Genomic DNA, 23677 nt, shown 5'->3' with positions numbered 1-23677 from the left:
CCTCCGCCGCGGCCGCCCGCGGCTGCGCCGCCTCGGGCCCTGCCTGCGCCGTCGGCCCCGGGCCGGGCTCCGCCGCCGGGCCGGGCCGGGCGGGGGCGAGCGGCCCCGCCCCCGGGTGGCGCACCGTCGGCGCGGCCGGTCCGGGCAGCAGCACCCGGGCGGTCGGCCGGACGGCCGGAACCGGACCCGGGACCGGAAGCGACGCGGAGGGCGTCCCGGGCGGCCGCGGCCGCGGCTGCGACCCGGCGGGAACACAGAGGTCGACCCGGGCGCCGCGCCCGTGGCCGTCTCCGGCGACCGCCACGTGACCGTGCAGCGGGCAGAGCGCCGCCACCAGGCCGGCCCCGGCGAAGTACTGCCAAGCGGTCACCGCGCGTTCTCCCGATTCCGCAGCAGGGATGAGGACTACGCCTGAAGAAACGATCAAGGCGGTGCTTCGATACGCGGCAGACAGGTCAAGATCGGCCCATGGCAGCCCACTTCGGGCCGCCCCCGGTCCGGCCGGCACCCGGCCCGCACCGGCCACGCACCGGCTCCGCTCCCGTACCCGCTCCCGTCCCCGCGGTCGGCGTTCACCCGTCCGGCCCACTCCGTCACGGCGCGGCCCGCTCCGCCCGCCGATGATCGGAGAACCCGATCCCGCAGCTCAGCGGGGTCGCCCCGGGGAGCACAGGGACGGTGGCAGGTGGACGCGGACGGCTCGCAGACCCTCGAAGCACAGGTCGACACCCTGATGGACGGCCTCCGGGCCGACCTGGAACGGCTCGCGTCGATCCCCTCGGTCGCCTTCCCCGGATACCCGCCGGAGCCGGTCCTGGAGGCGCACGATCTGATCGTCTCCCTGCTGCGCGAGGCGGGCGTCCCCTCCATCGAGCGGATCGACCTGCCCGACACCGCCCCGGTGATCTACGGCGAGATCCCGCCCCCGCACCCGGACGCGCCGACCGTCCTGCTCTACGGCCACTACGACGTCCAGCCCGCCGGCGCCAAGTCCCTCTGGCTCTCCCCGCCCTTCGAGCCGACGCCCGTCGACGGAGTACCCGGCGCCCTGCGGGCGCGCGGGATCGCCGACGACAAGTCGAACGTGATCGCCCACCTGGGCATGCTCCGGGTCTACGGCGGCCGGCCGCCCGTCGGGATCAAGCTGGTCATCGAGGGGCAGGAGGAGTACGGCAGCCCCTTCGACGACTACCCGCCCACCGATCCGGACCGGTTCGCCTGCGACGCGATGGTCATCGCCGACCTCGGCAACCTGCGCCCCGGCACCCCGACCCTGACCACCGGGCTGCGCGGGGCCTGCGAGGTCGTGGTGGAGGTGCGCACCCTCGCGGAGGCGCGGCACAGCGGGGAGTTCGGCGGAGCCGCCCCCGACGCCCTGCTGGTCCTCCTCCGGGCGCTGGCCACCCTGCACGACGAGCACGGAGACGTGGCGGTGCCCGGGCTGCGCCGCGATCCCTGGGAGGGGACGACCTACACCGAGGAGGAGTTCCGCGAGCTGGCCTCCGTCCGGGACGGGCTGCCGCTGATCGGCACCGGCTCGCTCGGGGAGCGGCTCTGGAGCGGGCCCGCCGTCACCGTCATCGGGCTGGACGCCCCGGACGTGGCGGGGGCGGCCTCCGCCGTGGTCCCGTACGCCCGGGCCAAGCTGAACCTTCGCTTCCATCCGCTCCAGGACCCGAAGGAGGCCCGGGCCGCGCTCGTGGCGCACCTGCGCGCGCAGCGCCCCTTCGGGATCCCGCTCACGGTCACCCCCGGCGACACCGGCCCCGGATTCGAGGCGCGGACGGGCGGGCCGGCGTACCGGGCGGCGCTGACCGCGCTGAAGGAGGCCTGGGGCACCGAGGCCTCGTACGTGGCCACTGGCGGCTCCATCCCGCTGGTGAACGGCCTCGCGCGGGCGGCTCCGGGCGCGGAGGTGCTGCTGTTCGGCGCCCAGGACAGCATGTGCAATCTGCACGCGCCGAACGAGCGGGTGCTGCTGTCGGAGGTGCGCAACACGGTGGTGGCGATGGCCGCCTTCGTCCGGGAGTACGCGGCGGACTTCGGCGCGGCGCGAGCCCCGAAGTCACCGGGAGGCGAACAGTGACCACGACGCCCCCGGCCCCGCCGCAGATCCCGACCGTGCAGGCTCCGCCGGAGGAACCGCCGCCCGCGCGGAAGTTCACCTTCCCCAGCGCCCTGACCATCCTGGCCATCGTCACCGTCGGAATCTGGCTGCTGGCCTTCCTCATCCCGGCCGGCGAGTACGACCGCAGCGACAGCGGGACGCCCGTCTCCGGCACCTACCACCGGGTCGAGGGCACCCAGAGCTTCACCGACCGCCTGAACGACCTGTTCCTCTCCCCCGTCAACGGGCTCTACGGGCTCCAGGACCCCAAGACCGGCGAGGTCGGGCCCACCTTCAGCGGTGATCTGTACGGCAGCGCGGGCGTGTTCCTCTTCGTGCTCGCCATCGGCGCCTTCATCACCGTCGTGTTCGCCACCGGGGCCCTGGACCGGGGCATCGCCCGCCTGGCCCACCGGCTGCGCGACCGCGGGGCGCTGCTGATCGCAGCCGTCATGGTGGTCTTCTCGATCCTGGGCACCGTGGAGGGCTTCGCCGAGGAGACCCTCGGGTTCTACGGACTGCTGGTGCCGATGATGCTGGCCCTCGGCTACGACCGGCTGGTCGCGGTCGGCGCCGCCATCCTCGGTGCGGGCGTCGGCGTGCTCTGCTCGACGGTCAACCCGTTCGCGACGGGCGTGGCCTCCTCGGCGGCCGGCATCTCGCTCGGCGACGGGATCGGGCTGCGCTTCCTCATGTGGATCGTGCTGACCACGGTGACCGTGCTCTACGTGATCCGGTACGCGCGGCGGGTCCAGAAGGACCCGTCCAAGTCGATCTGCGGGTTCCTGCCCGGGGACCGGGAGCAGAAGGCCACCGGCGCCGACTACCCCGAGGGCGCAGAACCGGAGCTGACCGGGCTGCACAAGACCGTGCTGGTCCTGCTGGTACTCGTCTTCGCCTTCATGATCTTCTCGGTGGTGCCCTGGTCGAGCGCACTGACCGGCGACGCGGACGCGACCCCGTACGGCTGGGAACTGGACTGGTCCTTCGCCCAGTTGGCGGCGCTGTTCATCTGCGCGGCCGTGCTGATCGGCCTGGTCGCCCGGATGGGCGAGGCCAAGCTCAGCTCCACGATCATCCAGGGCGCCGCCGACTTCATCTCGCCCGCCCTGGTCATCATGCTGGCCCGCGGGGTCACGGTCATCATGAACAACTCGCAGATCACCGACACCGTGCTGCACTCCATCGAGGGCGTGGTGAAGGGGACTTCGTCCGGGGTCTTCGCGATCATCGTCTTCCTGGTGAACCTCCCGCTCGCCTTCCTGATCCCCTCCACCTCCGGGCACGCCACGCTCACCATGCCGATCCTGGCCCCGCTCGCCGACTTCGCCGGGGTCTCCCGTGCGCTGATGGTGACGGCCTGGCAGTCGGCCAGCGGCTGGATGAACCTCTGGGTCCCCACCACGGCCGTCACCATCGGCGGTGTCGCGCTGGCCAAGGTCGGCTACGACAAGTACCTGCGCTTCGTCTGGCCGTTGCTCGGCATCCTCTTCGTGCTGATCTGCGGGTTCCTGGCCCTGGGCGCCGCGATGTGACGGCGGCCCCGCGCCGGAGCCGGGCTCAGCGCCGCCGGACGACGACGAAGTCGGCGAGGGCGGTGAGCTGTTCGCGGACCTCCTCCGGCAGGTAGATCTCGTCGAGGGCCGCGAGGGCGGTGTCGTACTGCCGCCTCGCCTCGTCGGCGGTCCACGCCCGGCCCCCGGCCTCCTCGATCAGGGCGGCCCGGAAGGCGAACTCGGCTTCGTCGAACACCTCGTCCGGTGCGCCTGCGGCGGCCCCGGTTCCGGCGGCCCCCGCATCGGCGGCGAGCAGTGCGGCCAGGCGCTCCGACGCCGGCCCGCCGGCCTGGAGCGCCGCGCACACCGGCAGCGACTTCTTGCGCTGCTTGAGGTCGCTCCACGCCTGCTTTCCGGTCTGCTCCGGGGTGCCCCAGATGCCGAGCAGGTCGTCGACGGCCTGGAAGGCGAGGCCGAGGTGGTACCCGTAGCGCTCCAGGGCGTCGGCGGTCGCGTCGTCGGCGCCGCCCAGGACGGCGCCGATGGAGATGGCGCAGGCGAGCAGCGCGCCCGTCTTGTTGCCCTCCATCTCCAGGCATTCGGCGACCGTCGCCCGGTCGCGCTGCTCGAAGGACATGTCCTGGGCCTGGCCGTCGATCAGCTTGCGGGTCGCGGTGTTCAGCCGGCGGGTGGCGCGGGTGGCGTCGACCGTGTTCAGCTCCAGCAGTACCTCACTGGCGAGCGCCAGCAGCGCGTCCCCGACCAGGATCGCCTGGGCCGGGCCGTGCACCTTCCAGACCGTGTCGCGGTGGCGGCGCTGCTCGTCGCCGTCCATGAAGTCGTCGTGCAGCAGTGAGAAGTTGTGCACGAGCTCGACCGCGACCGCCCCGGTGACCCCCGCTTCGGGCGGGGCTCCGGCGGCTTCGGCGGAGATCAGCGCGAGGGCGGACCGCAGGGCCTTGCCGCCGTCGCCGTCCGACGGGTTCCCGTCGGCGTCGATCCAGCCGAAGTGGTAGGCGGCGATGGTGTCCATGGGCGCCGCCAGCCGTTCGACGGCCCGGCGCAGCGCGGGCGTGGACAGGGTACGCCCCCGCTCCAGCAGGCCGGGTACGTCCACGGCGCCGCGGACCCTCGGCTTCACGTCCAGACGGTTCATGCTGTCTCCTCCCAGGAGGGCCGGGCGCCGTGCAGCCAGGCCATGTGTGCGTACAGGTCGTCCTCGCTCAGTGACCGCAGCAGCGCGTTGCGCGCGCGGGCGGCCTCGCCGGCGGGGTGGTAGAGCCGTTCTCCCATCTCCCTGGCCAGGAGCTGGGTGCGTGCGGTGCGCTCGCGGCGTTCGGCGTTGTACTTCTCCAGGCGCGCGGGCACGTCGTCGGCGGTGGCGCCGCCGAGGAGTTCGCCCAGGACGACGGCGTCCTCCAGGCTCTGGCACGCGCCCTGGGCGGCGTACTGGAGCATCGGATGGGCGGCGTCTCCCAGCAGGGTCACCCGCCCGTCGGTCCAGACGTCCACGGGATCGCGGTCGCACAGCACCCACTCGCGCCATTCCCCGCCCAGTTCGAGGAGCCGGCGGGCCGGGCCGCGCAGGTCCCGGAAGCGCTCGCGCACGAGGTTCCGGTGGGCGGGCCGGCCCGCCACGGGTTCGCGCGCGCCGTCGTCCAGGGTCGCGGCGAGGTTGAGGTACTTCCCGCCCCCGATGACGTAGTGGACGAAGTGCCATCGGGGGCCCGCCCACAGCGTCACGGCGTTCCAGCGCAGCTCCTCGGGGACCTTCCCGATCGGTATCACCGAGCGGTAGATGGTGTGCCCGCTGACCCTGGGGGGCCCGTCGCCGACGAGCTGGGCGCGGACGGCCGAGCGGATGCCGTCGGCTCCGACCAGCAGATCGCCCGTGAAGGTCCGGCCGTCGGCCGTGGACACCGTGACGGCCGAGGGCTGCTGCGCGTACGAGCGCACGGCGGCGCCCGTCACCAGCTCGATGCCCGCGTCCGCGCGGCAGGCCGCGAGCAGCGGCTGGTAGAGGTCGGCGCGGTGCACCACCGCGTAGGGGCCCCCGAACCTGCGGCGGTAGCGCTCGGTGAGGGGCAGGGTGGCTACGGTCTCGCCGGTGACTCCGTCCATGAAGCGCAGCTCGGCGGTGAACACCGCCCGCTCGCGCACGGCCCGGCCCACGCCCAGCCGGTCCAGGGCGCGGAAGGCGTTCGGGGCGAGCTGGATGCCCGCGCCGATCTCGGTGAAGGCCTCCGCGCGCTCCAGGACCGTGACCCGGTGTCCCCGGCGTGCGAGGGAGAGGGCGGCGGCGAGACCGCCTATGCCCCCGCCGGCGACGAGTGCGTGCGTCGTGGTCTCGTGCGTGCGCGCGGTCGCGCTCGGGTGCGCTTTCGGGTGGGCGGTCACGGCCGCAGCACCCCGGTGAGCAGCGAACCGAGGATCCGCCGGCCTTCCTGGGTCAGGACGGACTCCGCGTGGAACTGTACGGAGGCGAAGTGCCGGCCCTCCAGGGCGTGCACCTCTCCGGTGTCCCGGTCCCGGCTCACCGTCACCCGGCCGTGGTCGGGATGGTCGAGGACGTCGGCCTCGGCCCGGGCGGCGAACGTGTTGTAGAAGCCCACCCGTTCGCGCCCTCCCAGCAGGTCGATCTCGCGCTGCACCCCCTGGTTCGGGGCCTCCCGGCGGACCAGGCCGAGTCCGAGGAACCCGCTCAGCACCTGGTGGCTCAGGCACACCCCGAGGAAGGGCTGCTTCCGCGCGAGCAGCCGGGCGACCTCGGCCCTGAGGTGCGCGATCTTCGGATGCCCGAGGTCTCCGGGGTCGCCCGGTCCGGGGCCCAGGACCACCAGGTCGTGCGCCGCGGTGTCGTAGGGCTCGTCGAAGCGCCGTACGGTGACCTCGGCGCCGAGGGAGCGGATCAGCTGGGCGAGCATCGCCGTGAAGGTGTCCTCGGCGTCCACGACGAGGACCCGGCGCCCGGCCAGTTCGGCGGTGGCCCCGCTCCTGCCGCCCGGGTCGTCCAGCCAGAACCCGGCGACGGTCTCGTTGCGCAGGGCCAGCGCGGCGCGGACCTCGGGGTGGGCGGCGAAGCGGCTGGGGGCGGGGCCGGCCAGGGCCGCGAGCAGCCCGGCGGCCTTGGCCCGGGTCTCGCGCGCCTCGGCTTCCGGATCGGAGTGGCGTACCAGCGTGGCGCCGACGCCGATGCGCAGCCGGCCGTCCACGGCGATGTCGGCCGTGCGGATCAGGATGGCTGAGTCGAGGCTCCGGGCGCCCGAGGCGTCCCTGCCGATGAGGGCGGCGACGCCGCTGTAGTAGCCGCGTCCGGTGGTCTCGTGGCGGCTGATCACCCGGGCGGCGTTCTCCAGCGGTGCGCCGGTCACCGTGGGGGCGAACAGGGTCTCCCGGAGGATGTCGCGGACGTCCAGGTCGGTGCTGCCCTCGATGAGGTACTCGGTGTGCGCGAGCCGGGTCATCTCCTTGAGGTAGGGGCCGATGAGGCGCCCGCCGGACCGGCAGAGGCGGGACATCATCTTCAGTTCCTCGTCGACGACCATGTACAGCTCGTCGGCTTCCTTGCGGTCCGTCAGGAAGGACAGGACTCCGTCGAGCGTGGGGCCGCCCGGGGGGTAGCAGTAGGTGCCGCTGATGGGGTTCATCACCGCGGTGCCCCCGCGGACGCTGATGTGGCGTTCGGGGGTGGCGCCGATGAGCATCCGGTCGCCGGTGTGCACGAGGAAGGTCCAGTAGGCCCCGGCCTCGCGTTCGAGGAGGCGGCGGAAGAAGGACAGCGCGCCGACGACCGAGCAGTCGGGCAGCCAGGCCGTGAACGTCCGCTTGATCACGAAGTTCGCGCCCTCGCCGGTGCCGATCTCGTCGGCGACCACCCGGCGCACGATGTCCGCGTACGCCTCGTCCGAGAGGTCGAACTCCTCGGACTCGACCTTGACGGGATCGTTCGGCAGCCGGCGCAGGGCCGCGGCGAGCGGGAGGTCCTGCCGGTCGGTGACGGTGAGCGCGATCAGCGGTTCGCCGTCGTCGAGGGCGGCGAACCCGCGCTCGGTGATCTGCCGGTACGGCACCAGGGCCAGCACCTCGCCCCCGCCGGCCGGGGCCGCGGGGTCCGCTGCCGGGTCCGCGGGGTCCGTGAGCGGGAGGTCCGCCAGGGTGGCGCAGGCGGCCGTGTCGCCCAGCAGCACCTCCAGGGTGCCCGGGGCCGTGGATTCCGGGCGGTACAGCAGGGCGAAGGCTCCCGCGGAGCCGTCCAGCACCCGTGCGAGGAGGTCCGGGGCCGCGGCGGTGCCCGGCCCGGCCGCGGGCCTGCCCGTCCCGGTCACCGCCGTTCCCCCGCCGGTACGGCGGCCAGCGCCTCGCACACGGAGGCCGTGGTGACCACGGCGGCGCACCGCTCGGCCGCGTACTCCAGGGCGAGCCGGTGGTAGGAGGCGGAGAAGTCGGCGACGGCGTCGCCCACCAGGAACGGCTGGATGTCGCGGGTGAACGCGTCCACCGCCGTCATCAGGACCCCGACGTGCGCGTAGACCCCGCAGATGACCAGCTGGTCGCGGCCTTCGGCCCGCATCCGCTCCAGCAGGCCGGAGTTGAAGAAGGCGCTGTAGCGCCATTTGGTGAACACCCAGTCGTCCGGGGCTGGTTCGAGTCCCGCGACGACCTGGCGGTGTTCTGGCGACGGGCGCATGCCGGGGCCCCAGAAGTCCGCGAGCAGGCCCCGCTCCACGGGGGTCATCCCGCCGGGCTGGGCCGTGTAGGCGACGGGGATGCCGAGTTCGGCGCAGCGCCTGCGCAGCAGGGCCGCATTGCGCACGAGGGGGTCCCTGGGGGAGGTTCCCCGCGCGAACGGCCGGAGGAAGTACTCCTGCATGTCGTGGACGAGCAGCACGGCGCGCCGCGGGTCCACCCGCCAGCCGACCGCCGCGGGAGGAAACTCACCGGGCAGGGGCATCGGGTAGGGATCGATGGAAGGGAGGCCTGCCATGCGGTGGTCGGTCCTTTCGGGATGCGTTCGGTGGACGGAGCGGACCCGGGCGGGGGCCTGGGCCGCACCGGTGGCGGAGCGGGGGGGTACGGCGGGACGCGCCGGGCGGGACGGGAGGCGCCGGGTGGGTCAGACCCCGAGGGTGGCGCCGCCGTCGACGGTCAGGCCCTGCAGGGTGATGTGCCCGGCCTCGTCCGACAGCAGGAAGCGGATCGCGTGGGCGACGTCCTCCGGGCTCGCCACCTTTCCCAGCGGTATGCCGGTCCGGTAGGCGGCCGGGTCCCCCTCCACGGAGGCGGCGACCGCGCTGCCGTCGGCGTGCATGCCGTGCAGCATGTGGGTGTCGGTCGAGCCGGGGGCGACCACGTTGCAGCGGACTCCGTACCGGGCGACCTCCAGGCCCATGCACTTGGTGAAGGCGACCGCCGCGGCCTTGGACGCGGCGTAGGCGGCCATGTGCGAGCGGGCGGTGCCCGCGGCGTTCGAGGCGACGGTGACGATCGAACCCCTGCGGCGCGACACCATGCGGCTGACCACCGCGCGGGACACGAAGAAGACCCCGTTCGCGTTGACCGCGAAGGTGAGGTACCACTCCTGGTCGCTCAGGTCCGCGACCTCGCCGAGGCGGAGCACCCCGGCGGCGTTCACCAGATAGTCGATGGGCCCCAGTTGCTCCTCGACCGCCTCCACCACCGCTTCGACGTCGGTGCTCGACGTCACGTCCGCCGGGTGGCCGCGGACGGGCAGTCCTTCGGCGGCGAGCTTCTCGACCGTTTCCCAGAGCTGTCCGTTGTCCAGGTCCACGGCGGCCACCACCGTGCCCTGTTCGGCGAGCAGGCGGACCACGGCCGAGCCTATGCCGCCGGCCGCGCCGGTCACCAGGGCGACTTTGCGGGCCATCCCGTCACTCATCGCGAGGCCGTCGCCGAAAGGGGCCGCAGGGCGGAGCCCTCGGCGAACTCCTCTGCGGAGCGGGACCGTTCGCCTTCGGCGAGCGCCCCCTCGGCTTCGCGCAGGGCCGCGATCTTCAGCTGGCGTACGAGCATGAAGAGGCCGTAGGTCACGATCAGGGCGATGGCCGGGGCTCCGACGATGTACGCCCACACGTGCCGGATGCCGTACCGCCGGCCCTCGACGATCATGTAGGCGCCGACGGCCGCCCACGTGAGCACCAGGTCCATGTAGACGAACTGGGTCGCCAGATTGGTCGTCGAGTCGCGGAGGAAGTTCTCCACGACGCCCAGCGCACCGGCGTCGGCGTTCTGCACGACGAACGCGACGGCCATCCACCCCATGACGATCAGGCCGATCAGGGCGGACGCCCCGTAGAGGAAGCACAGTGCGCGGTCCCTTCCGCGCACCTCGCTCAAACGCGTCACAACTGCCTCCCAGGCATTGGTTCCTGCCGCGGCCGGCCGGCCGCGGATCATCGCTCGTAGCTGTAGTCGTCCAGGTCGAAGTGGCGGGCCCGCCAGGCCGCTTCGTAGGTGGAGGCGGGGCGGACGGCCGGCGCGTCCCCGTGCTCGTCGAGGTAGTAGCTGTTGGTGCCCCGGCAACTCGGGTCGAGGAAAACGGTGTTGCGCATGCGGCGCAGGTTCCTGCGGAAGGAGCCGTCGTGCTTCTCCGGGCGGATGACCGCTTCCGTGGCCCGGCGCCGCCGGGCTTCGCCGATCACCCGCAGGGCGTGGGTCACCTGGTAGTCGATCATTCCGAACCAGGACCCGCCGGTGAACGAATAGGGGCCGACGATGAACCACAGGTTCGGGTAGCCCTTGATCGACGTGCCCTCGTACGTCTGGAACCGCTCGGTCTTCCAGAACTCCTTGAGGTCCCGGCCCCCTTGGCCGCTCAGCGGGAACGGCGGCAGGTTGTCGAGCACGTGGAATCCGGTGGCCAGGATCAGCACGTCGAGGTCCTGCTCCTCGCCGTCCGCGGTGCGGATGCCGTACGGGGTGACCTCCTCGATGGGCTCGGTGACGAGCTCGACGTCGTCGCGGGTGAAGGCGCGCCAGTAGCCCTTGCTCAGTGACGGCCGCTTGCAGCCCACCCGGTAGGTGGGCGTCAGCTTGCGCATCAGCGTCCGGTCGCCCTTGACCTGGCGCCGCAGGTAGAGCTTCGACGCCGCTTCCCCGGCCCTGGCCAGGAAGGGGAAGCGCCGGTAGTGGACCATGGCGATCACGAAGCTGAGCTCGGTCACGACGTCGGTGAGCAGCCGGATCGTCCGCTGCGTCGCGGGAACCCTGCGGAAGAGCCGGCGGACGGACTCCGGCACCGCGAAGTCGGGCTTCGGGAGCAGCCAGGTGGGGGTCCGCTGGTAGACGTGCAGTTGCTCGGTGCGCTCGGCGATCTCCGGGACGATCTGGACGGCCGAGGCCCCGGTGCCGATGACTCCCACCCGCTTGCCGTCCAGGTCCAGGGACTGGTCCCACTGTGCCGTGTGCACGAGGTCGCCCTTGAACGTGTCGAGGCCGGCGATGGCGGGAGTCTTGGGCTTGGTGAGCCAGCCGGTGGCGCAGATGACGAAGCGCGCCGTCAGCGAGGTGCCGTCGCCGAGGACCACCTTCCACATGTGCGTCGATTCGCTGTACGAGGCCCGCTCGACCCGGGAGTTGAAGCGCAGGTGGGGCCGCAGGCCGTACGCGTCGATGCAGTGGTCGGCGTATGCCTTCAGCTCCTCTCCCGGGGGAAAGACCCGGGACCAGGAGGCGAAGGGTTCAGCGGCGAAGGAGTAGGAGAAGGCGGAGATGTCCACGGCGACGCCCGGGTACTTGTTGGCGTACCAGCTGCCGCCCACGTCGTCCCGCTCCTCCAGGACGACGAAGTCGTCGATGCCCGCCCGGCGCAGGCCGAGCGCGGTTCCGATGCCCGAGAACCCCGCGCCGATGACGAGGACTTCGTGATCGGGACTCATCGTTTCCCTCATGGAGGTCACAGGGCCAGGCCGATCGCCAGCAGGGACCCGAACGCGAGCAGCAGCAGGCAGGTGTGCTCCAGTGCCGGAATCAGCTCGCGGCCGGCCGCTCCGCCCAGCACCCGGCGCAAGGGGAGGACGGCGACGGGGACCGCGCCGAGGACGAGGAACGCGCCGGGGCGGGCGGAGGCGAGGAGCAGCGCGGACACGAAGGCCGCGGCGACGCACAGGGCGTAGAACTGCCGGGTCGGTCCGGCGCCCATCCGCACCGCGAGGGTGATCTTCCCCGCGGCCGCGTCGGTCGGGATGTCGCGGAGGTTGTTCGTGGTCAGCAGCGCGACCGCGAGGAAGCCCAGCGGTACGGACGCGCCGAGGGCGGCCGGGGGCACGTGCCCGAGCTGGACGGCGGCCGGGGCGCACACGAAGACGACGCCGTGGAAGAGGAAGATGCTGATCTCGCCGAGGCCGCGGTAGCCGTAGGGCCGTGCCCCGCCGGTGTAGAACCAGCCGCCGAGGGCGAGGGAGACGGTCAGCGGCAGCACCCACCACGAGACCAGGACGGCCAGGACCAGCCCGGCCAGGGCTCCTACGGCGTACAGCGCCAGTCCGTGCCGGAAGACCTGCCGGGGCGTGGCCCGTCCGGAGCCCACCAGCCGGGCCGGGCCCGCCCGGTGGTCGTCGACGCCCCGGATCCCGTCGCTGTAGTCGTTGAAGAAGTTGGTCCCCAGGACGAAGCCCAGGAGGAGCACGGCCGTGAGGGCGGCGTGCCACGGGTCGACGGTCCCGGCCTCGGCGGCGACGGCGAGGCCCACCGCGAGCGGGGCGAAGGTGACGGGCAGGGTCTTGAGCCGTGCGCCGGCCACCCAGCTCCGTACGGCGCCGTGCTGTACGGGCTGCTGCTGGAGGGTCATTTCTTGGATCCCACGCCCAGGTAGAGGACGGAGGTGGAGTTCGTGCGCACCATGGTCACCTCGTCGATCCGGCCGGCCGCGTAGCGGGCCATCTCGCGCATCCGCGGGCGCAGGCCGAGGAGTTCGAGCTCGACTCCGTTCTCCCGCGCGGCCCGGGTCAGCCGTTCCCGGTTGACGAAGAGCCGGTGGTCGTGGGTGCCGCGGGGCGGCCTGCCGGGGAGGGGGAGGTTCTCGGCGAGGGTGATGGAGACCAGCCGGGCCACCCGCGTATCGGCGATGGTGTCGACGATCAGCGTGCCGCCGGGACGCAGGACCCGGCAGGCCTCCGCCACCACCGCGTAGGGATCCGGTACGTGTTCCAGGCACTGCCCCGCGGTGACCACGTCGAACGACTCGTCCTCGAAGGGGAGTTCGGAGACGTCGGCCCGGACGACCTCGTCGAACCCGTGCCGCAGCGCCTCGCGGAGCGACATCTCCGAGAGGTCGACCCCGACCACGCGGTAGCCCTTGGCCGCCGCGTGCGGGCCGAACAGCCCGCCGCCGCAGGCGATGTCGAGCAGTGCGGCCTGCGCGTCGCGGGCGGCGGGAACGAATTCCGCGCGGGCCCGTGCGATCCAGCTCAGCGGCGCGAGCGCCCCCCTGGGATCCCACCACTCGTCGGCGAGCCCGTCGTAATCCGAGATGAAGTCCTGCCGGATTTCCGACCTGTCCTTTTCTCCACTGCGTGTAAGCAAAGCAGTTTACCTCCGCCCATCAGTCGCACTGCTGTCAACCTTTTCCAGAAGCCTGACAGGGGCTGATAGAGCCCGCATGGAGCATCCCTATAGCCCACGGCCCGGGAGCGTTCTGCGGCCTTCCGGAGCGGGGCCGGAGCCGGTTACTCTCCCCTGACTTCCCCAACTCCCGCAACCTGCCGCCCCTCGGGCAGGTGCCCATGCGGCGCGACCCGGAAAGAGATCCGGGAAAGGTGGCACACAATGAGCGCATTCAGCACCGATTTCGGACGGTCCCTCTCCCTCACCCCCGAAAGGGTGGTCCGGGAAGGCGCGGACGGGGAGATCGGCGACCTCATGGCCGAGGCGGCCGCGTCCGGCAAGGACACGGCGGTACGGGGCGCCGGCCGCTCGTGCAACACCCAGACGCTCGCGTCCGGGACCGTGCTGGACAATGCCCGCGCCGATGCGGAGCCGCGCTTCACGGGCACGGAACATCTCGTGGAAGTCCCGAGCGGAATCACCTGGCTCGCACTGGAGAAATGGCTGAACGGGCACGGGCGAGCCAATCCCGTCCTGCCCAGCTATCTGAATCTCACGGTGGGCGGGACGCTGTCCATCGGAGGTTTCGGCCACGGTTCCCTGCGGTCGGGACTTCAGATCGACCAGGTGGAAGAGATCGAACTCGTCGACGGAACGGGACGTTCACGCACCTGCTCCCGCCGGGAGAATTCCGAGCTGTTCCGATTCGCCCTGGGCGGTCTGGGGCAGGTCGGTTTCATCAGGAACGCGGTGCTCCGCACCGTGCCGTACCGGGCGGTCACTCCCGTCTCCAGGATTGCGCACACCGGAATCTCCGATCTCGCCCACTACATGAAGTCAGTCGCCGGAGATCCCGCGGTTTCCGGCTATTTCGGCATGTACGACCGGACCTCCTGGTATTCGCAGATCGCCTGGGCGGCGGAGGCCGCGGAAGCCGTGGCGGCGGGTGAGCCGGGCACCGTGCTGCCGGCGCCCGACTACTCCCTGCTGCTGCACCAGGAGGTCGACCAGCACCTGCTGCCCGTCCTTCAGGACGAGTCCCGCGTGAACCTCTGGGCCGACTACGTCTTCGACGAGGCCGGCTTCGAGGGGATCACGAAGACCCTGGAGGAGCTGACCCGCGAGTCCCCGTTCGCGGACCACCTGATCAGCCTGTACTTCCTGGTCATCAAGCGCCCCGAGGAGGCGACGCCGTTCGTCTTCGCCCCGTCGCTCGACACCTCGGTCCAGTACGGGGTCGGCGTGTTCACCACCATCGAGAAGTCCGACTCCCACGCGGTGGCCGAGACCCGCCGGGTGCTGCGCGAGCTGCTGGCGGCCTGCGCGGCGGCCCAGGGCCGCCCGTACCTGTACGGCTCCCACGAGCTGGACGCGGAGCTGCTGGAGGGCTTCTACGGTGCGGACGCGCTGCGGCGGCTGGAGGCCCTGCGCGAGGAGCACGCGCTGACCCGTTTCAACCCGCGCGCCTTCGGCGGCGTACGGCCGTGAGGAAAGCGCGCAGGGGCGCGACCCCGACGGGCCGCGCCCCTGCGTGTGCTGATGCCCTGGAGCGGTGACGCTCCGGAGGCCGGTACGGCTCAGGCCTCGGGGTTGCCGCCGAAGCGCTCGCGGTACGACTCCAGGTCCTCTTCGGTGATCCTCGGGAAGAGCACCGGCGGAACCGTGAACGGCGTGCCCGCCGGCACCGCGTCGAGGGACGCGGCCTGCTCCGGGGTGATCCAGGTGGCCGTGTCGTCGGCGAGGTCGAACGAGGAGCGCATGGCGCGCGCCGAGGCCGGGATGAACGGCTCGGAGACCACCGAGTAGAGGTGGATGAGGTTCATCGCCGTGCGCAGGGTGAGGGCCGCGCCGTCCAGGTCGGTCTTGACCTCCGTCCAGGGCGCCTTCTCGTCGAGGTAGGAGTTTCCGGCGGACCACAGGGCGCGCAGCGCGGCCGCGGCCTTGCGGTACTGGAGCGCGTCCATGTGGAGTTCGTACTCGGCCAGCAGCTCGGCGATCTGCGTGCCCAGCTTGGCCTCGGCCTCACCTGCGGGGCTGCCGGCGGGGACCTCGTCGCCGAACTTCTTGCGGGAGAAGGTCAGTACGCGGTTGACGAAGTTGCCGAGCGTGCCGCCGAGGTCCTTGTTGACCGTGGCGGTGAAGTGCTCCCACGTGAAGGAGGAGTCGTCGGACTCGGGCGCGTTGGCGATGAGGAAGTAGCGCCAGAAGTCGGCCGGGAGGATCTCCAGCGCCTGGTCGGTGAAGACGCCGCGCTTCTGCGAGGTGGAGAACTTGCCGCCGTAGTACGTCAGCCAGTTGAAGGCCTTGACGTAGTCGACCATCTTCCACGGCTCGCGGACGCCGAGCTCGGTGGCGGGGAACATCACCGTGTGGAACGGGACGTTGTCCTTGGCCATGAACTGGGTGTAGCGGACGTCCTCGGCCTCGTACCACCAGGACTTGTAGTCGCGGTTCTCCGGGTCGGCATCCGCCCACTCCTTGGTGGAGGCGATGTACTCGATCGGCGCGTCGAACCAGACGTAGAACACCTTGCCGTCGGCGGCCAGTTCGGGCCACGTGTCGGCCGGGACCGGGACGCCCCAGTCGAGGTCGCGGGTGATGGCGCGGTCGTGCAGGCCCTCGGTCAGCCACTTGCGGGCGATGGAGGACGCGAGCTGCGGCCACTCCTCCTCGTGCTCCGCGACCCAGGCCTCGACCTCCACCTGCAGCTTGGACTGGAGGAGGAAGAGGTGCTTGGTCTCGCGGACCTCCAGCTCGGTGGAGCCGGAGATCGCCGAGCGGGGCTCGATCAGGTCCGTGGGGTCCAGGACGCGGGTGCAGTTCTCGCACTGGTCGCCGCGGGCCTTGTCGTAGCCGCAGTGCGGGCAGGTGCCCTCCACGTAGCGGTCCGGCAGGAAGCGGTCGTCGACCGGCGAGAAGACCTGCCGGATCGCGCGCTCCTCGATGAAGCCGTTCGCCTGGAGCCGGCGCGCGAAGTGCTGGGTGATCTCGCGGTTCTGCTCCGAGGAGCTGCGGCCGAAGTAGTCGAAGGACAGCTCGAAGCCGTCGTAGACCGCCTTCTGGGCGTCGTGGGCCTGCGCGCAGAACTCGGCGACCGAGAGGCCGGCCGCCTTCGCGGCGAGTTCGGCGGGGGTGCCGTGCTCGTCGGTGGCACAGATGTAGAGGACGTCGTGGCCGCGCTGGCGGAGGTACCGGGAGTACACATCCGCCGGAAGCATCGACCCGACCATGTTGCCCAGGTGCTTGATCCCGTTGATATAGGGAAGCGCGCTGGTGATCAGGTGTCGAGCCATCCTCGGATGCTCCATTTCATATATGCCGGTACAACGTGACGTGCGGTTCATCGTATCGAACCGCCGAAACGCCACGCGCCGCATTTCTTCGGGGTGGACTGGGGGGTACAGCGCAGAACTGACGGGTGCAACGCAAAAGCGAGGACTGTGACCTCTCCGTCACGGCCCTCGCGCTGCGGCCATGGTACAGCGGGCCGGGCAGCCGCCGAACCGCCGTCCGCCCCGGTGGGACACCGTCCCACCGGGCCGGGCGGTCAGTCGCGGCCGCCCCGGGCGCCGTCGATCGCGGTGATCCGGACGCCGCTCGCGAGTCTGGCCGTCAGGGTGGCCGCGGGGCCCTGCGGACCGGCGACGGGGGCGGTCAGTGTCCGGCCGGCCGCCTCCGCGCGGACGGCGCCGGCCGCCGTGATGCCCGCGACCTCGCGGCTGCCGGCCGCCAGCAGGTACCAGCGGCCGGCCGGGGACCTCCACCGGGTGCCCGCGAGCAGGTGCTGCCCGAACCGCCCGCACGCTGCGGTCTCCCGGGACCGCGCCACGTCCTGCGGAGCTCCGGCGGGCAGGCGCAGCTGGACCAGGACGTCGCCCGGGCCGGCCCAGCCGGAGGCCCGGGTGCAGGTCCAGACGGCCCGGCCCGCGCCGTCGGGGAGTTCGGAGTCGGCGAAGTCCCAGATGTTGACGGCCCGTACCCCGCCGGCCCGGTACTCCCGCAGCCGGCAGGCGACCGGCGCCCACGCCGCCCGCGCGGCCGGTCCGGTGGCCTCGCGCGGCTGGCGCGCGGCCACCGCCGCCGGGCCGTCGGGCAGCGGGGTGTAGGTCAGGTGCACGGGGGTCAGCGCGCCCAGGTCGGCGAGGACGAAGGCGTGCTTCTCCACGATGCGGGCGGAGGAGGTCAGCTCCAGTACGGGCCACGCCGCGCAGGCTCCGCCGGAGCCGCCCGAGCCGCCGGATCCGCCCGGGGCGTCCGTACGCGGCACCGCGGTCTCCTCGGTGACCCCGTCGGCGGAGACGGCCAGCGGCTTGGTCCCCTCCCCCGCCCGGAGCAGGTCGCGGGTGCCGGCCCGGGCGATCCACGGCGCGAGCAGGTACCTGGCCCGGCCGCCGTCCGTGCTCCCGCTGCCGTTCCCGCTCCCCGGGGAGCGGCTCAGGGTCAGCGCCGCGGCGGTGGTCACGTTCGCCTCGTCGGTACGGGCGAAGGCGAGCTCCCGGGCGCGCGGCCCGGCCGGGCCCTCGGCGGGTTCGCCGTACCGAACCACCCGGTCCCCGTCGAGCAGCAGGACGACCGCACGCCCGGCGACGTCCCCCGCGTACAGGAGCTGCGGCGCGCGCAGCGGAGGGTCGGTGGCCGTTCCCGGCGCGGCCGCCACCGTCACCTCCCGGGGCCGGGCGGCCCAGGCCGCCAGGGCGCGGGCGAGCAGACCGCGGTCGGCGGTGCGGGCGCCGCGCGCGGGCCAGGCGGTGAAGTCGACGCGGGCGGTGTCCGCCCAGGCCTCGGCGGGGACCCGGACCAGCCGGGCGGGGTCCAGTGCCCCGGCGACGGCCGGTCCGGCGAGCGGCGAGACCTCGGGGCGGGGCGGGGAGCCGTCGGCCGCGAGGATCACGGCGGCCAGGGCCAGCGCGGCCGCGGCGGTCCAGCCGGCCCGGGTACGGCGCCGTCGGCGCAGCAGGTCGGTGGGGCGGGCGCTGACCACGGCGGCATCGAACTCGCCGCCGCCCGGGCCCCGCAGGAGCGTTTCACCAGCGGTGTTCCCGCCCGCTTCCCGACCGGCGCTCCCGGCGGCGCTCCCGGCGGCGCCGCCGAAACCGGCAGCGTCGCGGAAGCCGGCGGCATCGCGGAGACCGGCAGCGCCGCGGAGACCGGCAGCATCGCGGAAGCCGGCACCGTCCGCCGTCCCCGCCGCGGGCCCGGCCCGCCCTCCGCGCCCCGGCGGTGCGGCACCGCCGCGCACGGCACCCGGGTCCGTCGCGGCCCGCGCGTCCCGCGCCCACGGCCCGGCGCCCCGGCCCGCTTCCGGGGGCCCGGAGACACCGCCCGCCCACTCCCCCCAAGCGGCCAGCGCCTCCCGTACGGCGTCCGCCGGGTCGGCCACCCCCGCCGCGCCGAGGAGCCGGGCCACCGCCTCCTCCGGGAGGCCGTCCATGCCGTGCAGGACGAACGCCGCCCGGACCGGCCCCGGCGCCGCGCCCAGCACCCGGGCCGGCTCGTCGATCCCGCCCGCCGGAGGCCACAGCCGCAGCCCCCAGACGAAGGGCGGCACCGGTGGCCAGCCGAGCCCGGCCGCGGCGAGGCGGGCCCGGCCGGACGGGGCCAGGCTCGCGCGCAGGACCCGTACGCGCACCTCGGTCAGGGGGCCGCCCGGCCCGTCGGGACCGGCCGGAGCCTGCGTACTGCCGCGCCCGCCGCGCGGGAGCGCCCGCTGGACGGCCTTGTGCGCGAGGAGGACCCGGGTATGGCGGCCCAGGGTGACCGGGAGCGTCACGTAGGAGAGCCGCACCAGTTGGGGGTAGTGCTCGACGAGGACGGCCTCGGCCTGCTCCACGGCGGTGGAGCCGAATCGCTGTGTTGTACCCACACTCCGACAAACGAGTGAATCTTGGGATGGTCACACGCCGTGCTCTCCGGGGCGGCGCGAAACGGACGCACAGGAGATCGGCATATGCGTTTGCGCTGGTTGAGCGCGCGTGCGATCGACATCGATCAACACATGATCATCACCGAACGTAATTCTTCCAGCTTTCGTCTCTGCGCCCTCCGAGTGCGCCCGCGCTGATTTCCTTGCCCCGCACACGGGATGGGGTGGAGCGGTGAGCGATGGCAGCGGTCTTCCGGAGGAGTCCGGCGGCGGGGCCGTGGGTCTGCCGAGCCGGCGACGGCGGCCGGCGCCCATGAGCCAGTGGAACGCGCCGGCGCGCCTGTCGTACTGGGCCTTCCACGCCGACCGGCGCCCGGCCTACATGCGGTTCGCGTACCTGCAGCTGGGCTCGGACGCGGCGGCCGAGGAAGCGGTGGACGCCGCCTTCGACTCGATCATGGGCGAATGGCTGCGGATGCTCCACATGGACCGGCTCGACGCCTACGCGTGGACCGTCCTCAAACAGCGGCTGATCGACCGCCAGTTCCGCCGCAGCCCCTGGCCGGAGCCCATGGACACCAGTGCGTTCGAGGCGGCGCTCAAGGAGGCCCACGCGGAAGCCGACCAGTACGAGGTGCTCACCGACACCATCCGCTTCTACTCCGCCGTCTCCCGGCTCGCCGAACGGCAGCGCGACGCCGTGCTGTTGCGGTACGGACTCCAGTGCACCCCCGGCGAAGCCGCCGCGATCATGGGGGTGGACGAGGCCACGGTCCGCTCGCAGCTCGGCCAGGCCCAGCGGCGGCTCGCCCGGCTGCTCGACGCCTCGGCCGAGTCATGAACCGCAACACGAGCCGCGGAACCCGTCGCGAGGACGGCGGACTCCCGGGCTCCCTGGAGCAGTTCCTGGCCCGGGCCGGCGTCCGCGACCGCTATCCGCACTACGACCTCGGCGCGGCGGAGGCCCGGCTGCTGCGGGCCGCCGATTCCACCGCCTCCGGTGCCCGGCCGCTCCCCGCTCCGGCCCCCCGGCGCGGCGGCGCCCACGCCCGGCGCCGCACCCTGGGCTGGAGCGACCCCCTGCGCGACCTGCCGGTGGACTCCGAGCGGGCAGGACGCGACCTCAAGGCCGCCTGCCTGGCCTCCGTGTGCGCCACGGGGGCCCGCGAGCGGCTCGACGCCTTCGAGAGCGGCGGCCACGCCGACCTGCCCGGAGCCGTGGTCTTCGGCTGCCTGCTGCACCTGGCCGGACTGCGCGAAGGCGCCCGGTTCTGGTGGCAGTTCGCCGCCGGGTCCGGGCGCAGCCGCACCACGCACGCCGCGTACTGCCTCTTCCTCGACCACTCCCGGCGCGGCGAGCACCACGACGCCCGGGTCTGGGCGCGGGAGCTGGGCCGGCGCCGGTTCCGGCCGGGCGGGCGCCGGGAGCTGCGCGAGGTACGGCTGTGCGCGCAGGCGGCCGTCCTGCGCTACGTCGACCAGCTCGACGACCCCGACCTGGGCCCGGTGCCGCTGCCCCGGCCCGGGGTGTCCCGGGCACTGGACGCGTTCCGGCCGCCGGCCGCCCCGGCGCGGCCACCCCGGCCGGGGGCGGGCCGCCTGGGGGCGGGTCCGCTGCGCCACCCCGCGCTGACGGCGGCGGCCCGCGGGACCGTGGTCCAGCCCGGCGGGGGCGAGGCCCTGGCGGCGGCCCGGCACGCCCTGGCCGTCGTACGGGTCCTGCAGCGGCGGCCGCTCGGCGTACGGGCCGGGCGGCTCGGGCGGGAGGCCGGCCTGGCCGAGGCGGAGCTCGGGCCGCTGCTGTCGATGCTCTGCGAGGAGGGGTACGCGTACCGCTCCGGCGTCGGGGTCTACGCCCCCGGGCCGGCCCTCGACCGGCTCGCGGCCCCGGGCGGCCGGGGCCTGGCGGCCCAGTTGCAGCGCACTCTGGCCCTGGCGCGGGACAGCGCGGGGGCGGCGGTGTACCTGAGCCGGTACGCGGAGGGGGAGGTCCGGATCACCCAGATGGCGGACGGGCCCGGCGCCCCGCCGGTACGGGAGTGGGTGGACTTCCGGGACGCCGCGCACGCCAGCGCGGTGGGCAAGTGCCTGCTGAGCCAGCTCGATCACGACGGCCGCGCCGACCACGTGGCCCGGCACCGGCCGGCCCGGCTCACCCAGCGGACCATCACCGACAGCCGGGCCCTGTTCAGCGCGCTCGACGCGGTGACCCCGGGGGCTCCCGTCTTCGACCTGCGCGAGTACGCCCCCGGTGTGGTGTGCGCGGCGGTCCCCCTGGCGCTCGGCGAAGCGGCGGGCAGCCTCGCCCTGTCCCTGCCCGGCGGGCACGCGCACCGGCTGGGCCGGGCCACGGAGGCGCTCCGGCGCAAGGCGGTGCCGGTGCTCCTCGCGCTCCTGCTGGCGGGGGCGATCCCGCCGGACGGCCCGACGAACGGCCCGGCGGACGGCTCGGAGGACGGCCCGACGGACCGCGCGGAGGAGGCGGCAGGATCCACCGGGGCCGACGGGCCGGAACCGCGGGCGGAGCCGGAAGCCCGGCCGCTGCCGGTGCCGGTGACGGCGGAGACCCTGCGCCAGCTGCGCCGGGTCTTCCGGACCCCGCTGCCGCGGGCCGCCGCCGGCGGGGCGGACGGACCGCACCTGGTCAGCGACAGCGCCTCGGAGGCGGCGTACCTCTTCGACGCCCCCCAGAGCGACGGGGCCCCGGGCCTGGCGCTCCCGCGCACCTTCGGCCCGCTGGTCCCGGGCAGCCTGCGGACGGCCGACGGCCAGGACGGGCTGGTGGTGCTGCGCACCTGACCGGGGAGGGGGCGCGGGGCGGCCGGGTCAGGGGGTGACGGCTCCGGGCGCTCCGGGGACGAAGGTGGCCACGGCGGTGTCGAAGTGCCGCTTGGCCGGCGCGAGTTCGCCCACCGGGGCGGAGACCCAGATGTCGTACATCCGGCCGTTCTGGTCCCAGCAAAGGTCGTAGGTGTGCCGGGGACCCTCGGCCGCCTCGAAGCCGTCCCAGGTGAACTCCCACAGCGCCGCCGGAAGTTCGCCGTAGGTAGTGGAGAGGACCGAACCGCCGCGGTAACCGGGGTTGGTGTCCGGGCCCTTGGCGTGGGCCTGCCGCATCACGCCGAGCGGACCGCCGGGCACCGGCATCTTCACCCGGATCCCGATGCGGAAGGCCCCGTCCGGGGAGACGTAGAAGACCCGCTGGTCATCGGTGGCCCGCTGGTACCCCTCGGGCACGGCGATGGCGAAGCCCTGCGGGTCGACGAAGGTCCGGTACCCGGCGGGCGGCCCGCCCGGGGTCGCCCCCGCCGGACTCGGGGTCGGGACGGCCCCGACCGGTGCCCCGCCCACCGGACTCGGGGTCGATCCGGTCCCGCCCGGGGTGGACGGCAGGCTCGCGGAGCCGCCGGGAGCCTCCTGCACGCTCCGCGAGCCCTGCTCCGACTCCCCCGCCCCGAACAGCGAGCTCAGCGGGTCGGCGCCCACCATCAGACCGCCCGCCACCAGGACGACAGCAGCGGCGACCGCCCCGAGGCCCAGGCCCCGCCGGGTGGCGACGCGCTGCCTGGCCGTCGGGCGCGGAGCCACGGCCGGGGCCGTCAGCCCTTCGGACTCCGGCGCGGGCGCGGGTCCGGCGGCGGGTCCGGCGGAGGGTCCGGCGGCGGGTCCGGAGCCGTCCGCGCGATCGGAGGCCGGCCACCCCTCGGCGTCCACGGCTGCGATGACGCGGTCGGCCGGTACGGGGACGCGGTCAGCCGGTGCCGGCACCCGGCCGGCCGCTACCGGCGCCCGCTCGACGGGTGCCGGGCCGCCGCCGGCCAGGTACGCCGACAGCAGCCGGTCCGCCTCGGCCGCCGCCATCCTCCGCTCCGGGTCGCGTTCCAGCAGCCCCCGGATGACCGGCAGGAGCGGCCCGGCCTGGGCGGGCGGGCGGATCTCCGCGGTGACCACGGCGTGCAGGACACCGCCGAGGGAATCGCGGCGGAAGGGGGATTCCCCGGTCAGCGCGGTGCACATGAGCGTGCCGAGCGACCACAGGTCGGCGGCCGGCCCGGCCTTGGCTCCCTGGATCCGCTCGGGGGCGGTGTACTCGGGCGAGCCGACGAAGGCACCCGTCTCGCTGATGGTGGTGGCCCCGGAGAACCGGGCGATGCCGAAGTCGGTGAGCACCACGCGGCCGGTCCCCGACTCCATGAGGACGTTGGCCGGCTTCACGTCCCGGTGGAGCACTCCCCGGCCGTGCGCCGAGCAGGGCGAGTGCGGTCCTGGCCGTCTCGACCGGGGTGAGGGTCTTCCCGGCGGAGAGCAGGTCGGCGAGCGAGCCGCCGTCGACGAGTTCCATCACGATGCAGGGGCGCCCGTCGTGTTCGACGACGTCGTGGACCACGACGACATGGGGGTGGCGCACGTGGGCCACGGCCTGCGCCTCGCGCAGCGCCCCCGCGCCCACACCGTCCCGGCCCCCGTCCCCGTCACCCTCGCCCGCGTGCAGTTGCTTGACGGCGACCGGACGGCCGAGCAGTTCGTCGGTGGCCCGCCAGACGGTACCCATCCCGCCCCGGCCCAGCCGGTCCTCCAGGCGGTACCGCCCGGCCACCACGACACTGCCGCGCACCTCGTCCTGTGCCACCGCGTTCCCCCTCGCCCGAT

At 73.7% G+C, this 23677-nt stretch carries 15 protein-coding genes and 3 pseudogenes; 5 read left to right on the top strand and 13 right to left on the bottom strand.

The features are described from left to right. Positions 1-370: pseudogene (locus tag ACFWNV_RS22425) on the bottom strand (hypothetical protein); the annotation flags it as partial. A gap of 315 nt (positions 371-685) precedes the next feature. Between ACFWNV_RS22425 and ACFWNV_RS22420 the strand changes: the two are divergent. Both ACFWNV_RS22420 and ACFWNV_RS22415 read left to right on the top strand, forming a co-directional pair. Next, positions 686-2086 (top strand): M20/M25/M40 family metallo-hydrolase, encoded by a 1401-nt coding sequence (locus ACFWNV_RS22420; RefSeq protein WP_383949800.1) that lies wholly within the window; start codon positions 686-688, stop codon positions 2084-2086. Positions 2087-2112: 26 nt separating this feature from the next. Further along, entirely contained in the window at positions 2113-3642 is a 1530-nt protein-coding gene (locus ACFWNV_RS22415) for a YfcC family protein (protein ID WP_383949805.1), read from the top strand. Positions 3643-3667: 25 nt separating this feature from the next. On the opposite strand, the gene ACFWNV_RS22410 is transcribed toward ACFWNV_RS22415, so the two are convergent. The 9 genes from ACFWNV_RS22410 to ubiG form a co-directional block, all read right to left on the bottom strand. Further along, positions 3668-4759, bottom strand: coding sequence for a polyprenyl synthetase family protein (locus ACFWNV_RS22410; protein ID WP_383949797.1), 1092 nt, complete (start codon positions 4757-4759; stop codon positions 3668-3670). Next, on the bottom strand, positions 4756-6000 hold the full coding sequence (locus tag ACFWNV_RS22405; RefSeq protein ID WP_383949794.1) for a 3-hydroxybenzoate 6-monooxygenase: 1245 nt from the start codon (positions 5998-6000) through the stop codon (positions 4756-4758). Before ACFWNV_RS22405 ends, ACFWNV_RS22410 begins: the two co-directional genes overlap by 4 nt. After that, a complete protein-coding gene (locus ACFWNV_RS22400) occupies positions 5997-7928 on the bottom strand; it encodes an anthranilate synthase family protein (RefSeq protein ID WP_383949791.1) in 1932 nt (643 codons plus the stop codon). The genes ACFWNV_RS22405 and ACFWNV_RS22400 overlap by 4 nt, the downstream gene beginning before the upstream one ends. Then, positions 7925-8587, bottom strand: coding sequence for an isochorismatase family protein (locus ACFWNV_RS22395; RefSeq protein ID WP_383949788.1), 663 nt, complete (start codon positions 8585-8587; stop codon positions 7925-7927). The genes ACFWNV_RS22400 and ACFWNV_RS22395 overlap by 4 nt, the downstream gene beginning before the upstream one ends. A 129-nt stretch (positions 8588-8716) precedes the next feature. Then, positions 8717-9487 (bottom strand): 2,3-dihydro-2,3-dihydroxybenzoate dehydrogenase, encoded by a 771-nt coding sequence (locus ACFWNV_RS22390; RefSeq protein ID WP_383949785.1) that lies wholly within the window; start codon positions 9485-9487, stop codon positions 8717-8719. 8 nt (positions 9488-9495) lie between these two features. After that, entirely contained in the window at positions 9496-9966 is a 471-nt protein-coding gene (locus ACFWNV_RS22385; protein ID WP_383949782.1) for a DUF2834 domain-containing protein, read from the bottom strand. 47 nt (positions 9967-10013) lie between these two features. Continuing rightward, complete coding sequence (locus ACFWNV_RS22380; protein ID WP_383949778.1) at positions 10014-11498, bottom strand: flavin-containing monooxygenase; 1485 nt, start codon at positions 11496-11498, stop codon at positions 10014-10016. 17 nt (positions 11499-11515) lie between these two features. After that, on the bottom strand, positions 11516-12409 hold the full coding sequence (locus tag ACFWNV_RS22375) for a 1,4-dihydroxy-2-naphthoate polyprenyltransferase (protein ID WP_383949775.1): 894 nt from the start codon (positions 12407-12409) through the stop codon (positions 11516-11518). After that, on the bottom strand, positions 12406-13143 hold the full coding sequence (ubiG, locus tag ACFWNV_RS22370; RefSeq protein WP_383949772.1) for a bifunctional 2-polyprenyl-6-hydroxyphenol methylase/3-demethylubiquinol 3-O-methyltransferase UbiG: 738 nt from the start codon (positions 13141-13143) through the stop codon (positions 12406-12408). The genes ACFWNV_RS22375 and ubiG overlap by 4 nt, the downstream gene beginning before the upstream one ends. 243 nt (positions 13144-13386) lie before the next feature. On the opposite strand from ubiG, the gene ACFWNV_RS22365 reads away from it, so the two are divergent. Beyond that, positions 13387-14652, top strand: a complete 1266-nt coding sequence (locus ACFWNV_RS22365; RefSeq protein WP_383949769.1) for an FAD-binding protein — start codon at positions 13387-13389, stop codon at positions 14650-14652. 89 nt (positions 14653-14741) lie between these two features. On the opposite strand, the gene metG is transcribed toward ACFWNV_RS22365, so the two are convergent. Both metG and ACFWNV_RS22355 read right to left on the bottom strand, forming a co-directional pair. Next, positions 14742-16457: a methionine--tRNA ligase gene (gene metG, locus ACFWNV_RS22360; RefSeq protein ID WP_383949766.1), complete on the bottom strand. Its 1716-nt coding sequence runs from the start codon at positions 16455-16457 to the stop codon at positions 14742-14744. 254 nt (positions 16458-16711) lie between these two features. Continuing rightward, a complete protein-coding gene (locus ACFWNV_RS22355) occupies positions 16712-19027 on the bottom strand; it encodes a hypothetical protein (RefSeq protein WP_383949763.1) in 2316 nt (771 codons plus the stop codon). 313 nt (positions 19028-19340) lie between these two features. Between ACFWNV_RS22355 and ACFWNV_RS22350 the strand changes: the two genes are divergently transcribed. Both ACFWNV_RS22350 and ACFWNV_RS22345 read left to right on the top strand, forming a co-directional pair. Further along, on the top strand, positions 19341-19868 hold the full coding sequence (locus ACFWNV_RS22350) for an RNA polymerase sigma factor (RefSeq protein ID WP_383949761.1): 528 nt from the start codon (positions 19341-19343) through the stop codon (positions 19866-19868). Between the two features lie 812 nt (positions 19869-20680). Continuing rightward, positions 20681-21427 (top strand): annotated as a pseudogene (locus ACFWNV_RS22345) (IclR family transcriptional regulator C-terminal domain-containing protein); the annotation flags it as partial. Between the two features lie 426 nt (positions 21428-21853). Here the strand turns inward: ACFWNV_RS22345 and ACFWNV_RS22340 are convergent. Beyond that, positions 21854-23579, bottom strand: a pseudogene (locus ACFWNV_RS22340) (protein kinase). Positions 23580-23677: the final 98 nt, after the last annotated feature.

Origin of the sequence: Streptomyces sp. NPDC058401 (assembly GCF_042722885.1) — a bacterium.
GTDB lineage: Bacteria > Actinomycetota > Actinomycetes > Streptomycetales > Streptomycetaceae > Streptomyces.
Note: the sequence above shows the minus strand (reverse complement) of the source record. Positions and strands in the feature narration are given on the sequence as shown.

Bases quoted from the DNA above. Each gene is read 5' to 3' on its own strand.
- ACFWNV_RS22390 (WP_383949785.1), bottom strand. From the start codon at position 9,487: ATGGCCCGCAAAGTCGCCCTGGTGACCGGCGCGGCCGGCGGCATAGGC.
- ACFWNV_RS22365 (WP_383949769.1), top strand. From the start codon at position 13,387: ATGAGCGCATTCAGCACCGATTTCGGACGGTCCCTCTCCCTCACCCCC.
- ACFWNV_RS22395 (WP_383949788.1), bottom strand. From the start codon at position 8,587: ATGGCAGGCCTCCCTTCCATCGATCCCTACCCGATGCCCCTGCCCGGT.
- metG (WP_383949766.1), bottom strand. From the start codon at position 16,457: ATGGCTCGACACCTGATCACCAGCGCGCTTCCCTATATCAACGGGATC.
- ACFWNV_RS22380 (WP_383949778.1), bottom strand. From the start codon at position 11,498: ATGAGTCCCGATCACGAAGTCCTCGTCATCGGCGCGGGGTTCTCGGGC.
- ACFWNV_RS22410 (WP_383949797.1), bottom strand. From the start codon at position 4,759: ATGAACCGTCTGGACGTGAAGCCGAGGGTCCGCGGCGCCGTGGACGTA.
- ACFWNV_RS22350 (WP_383949761.1), top strand. From the start codon at position 19,341: ATGAGCCAGTGGAACGCGCCGGCGCGCCTGTCGTACTGGGCCTTCCAC.
- ACFWNV_RS22375 (WP_383949775.1), bottom strand. From the start codon at position 12,409: ATGACCCTCCAGCAGCAGCCCGTACAGCACGGCGCCGTACGGAGCTGG.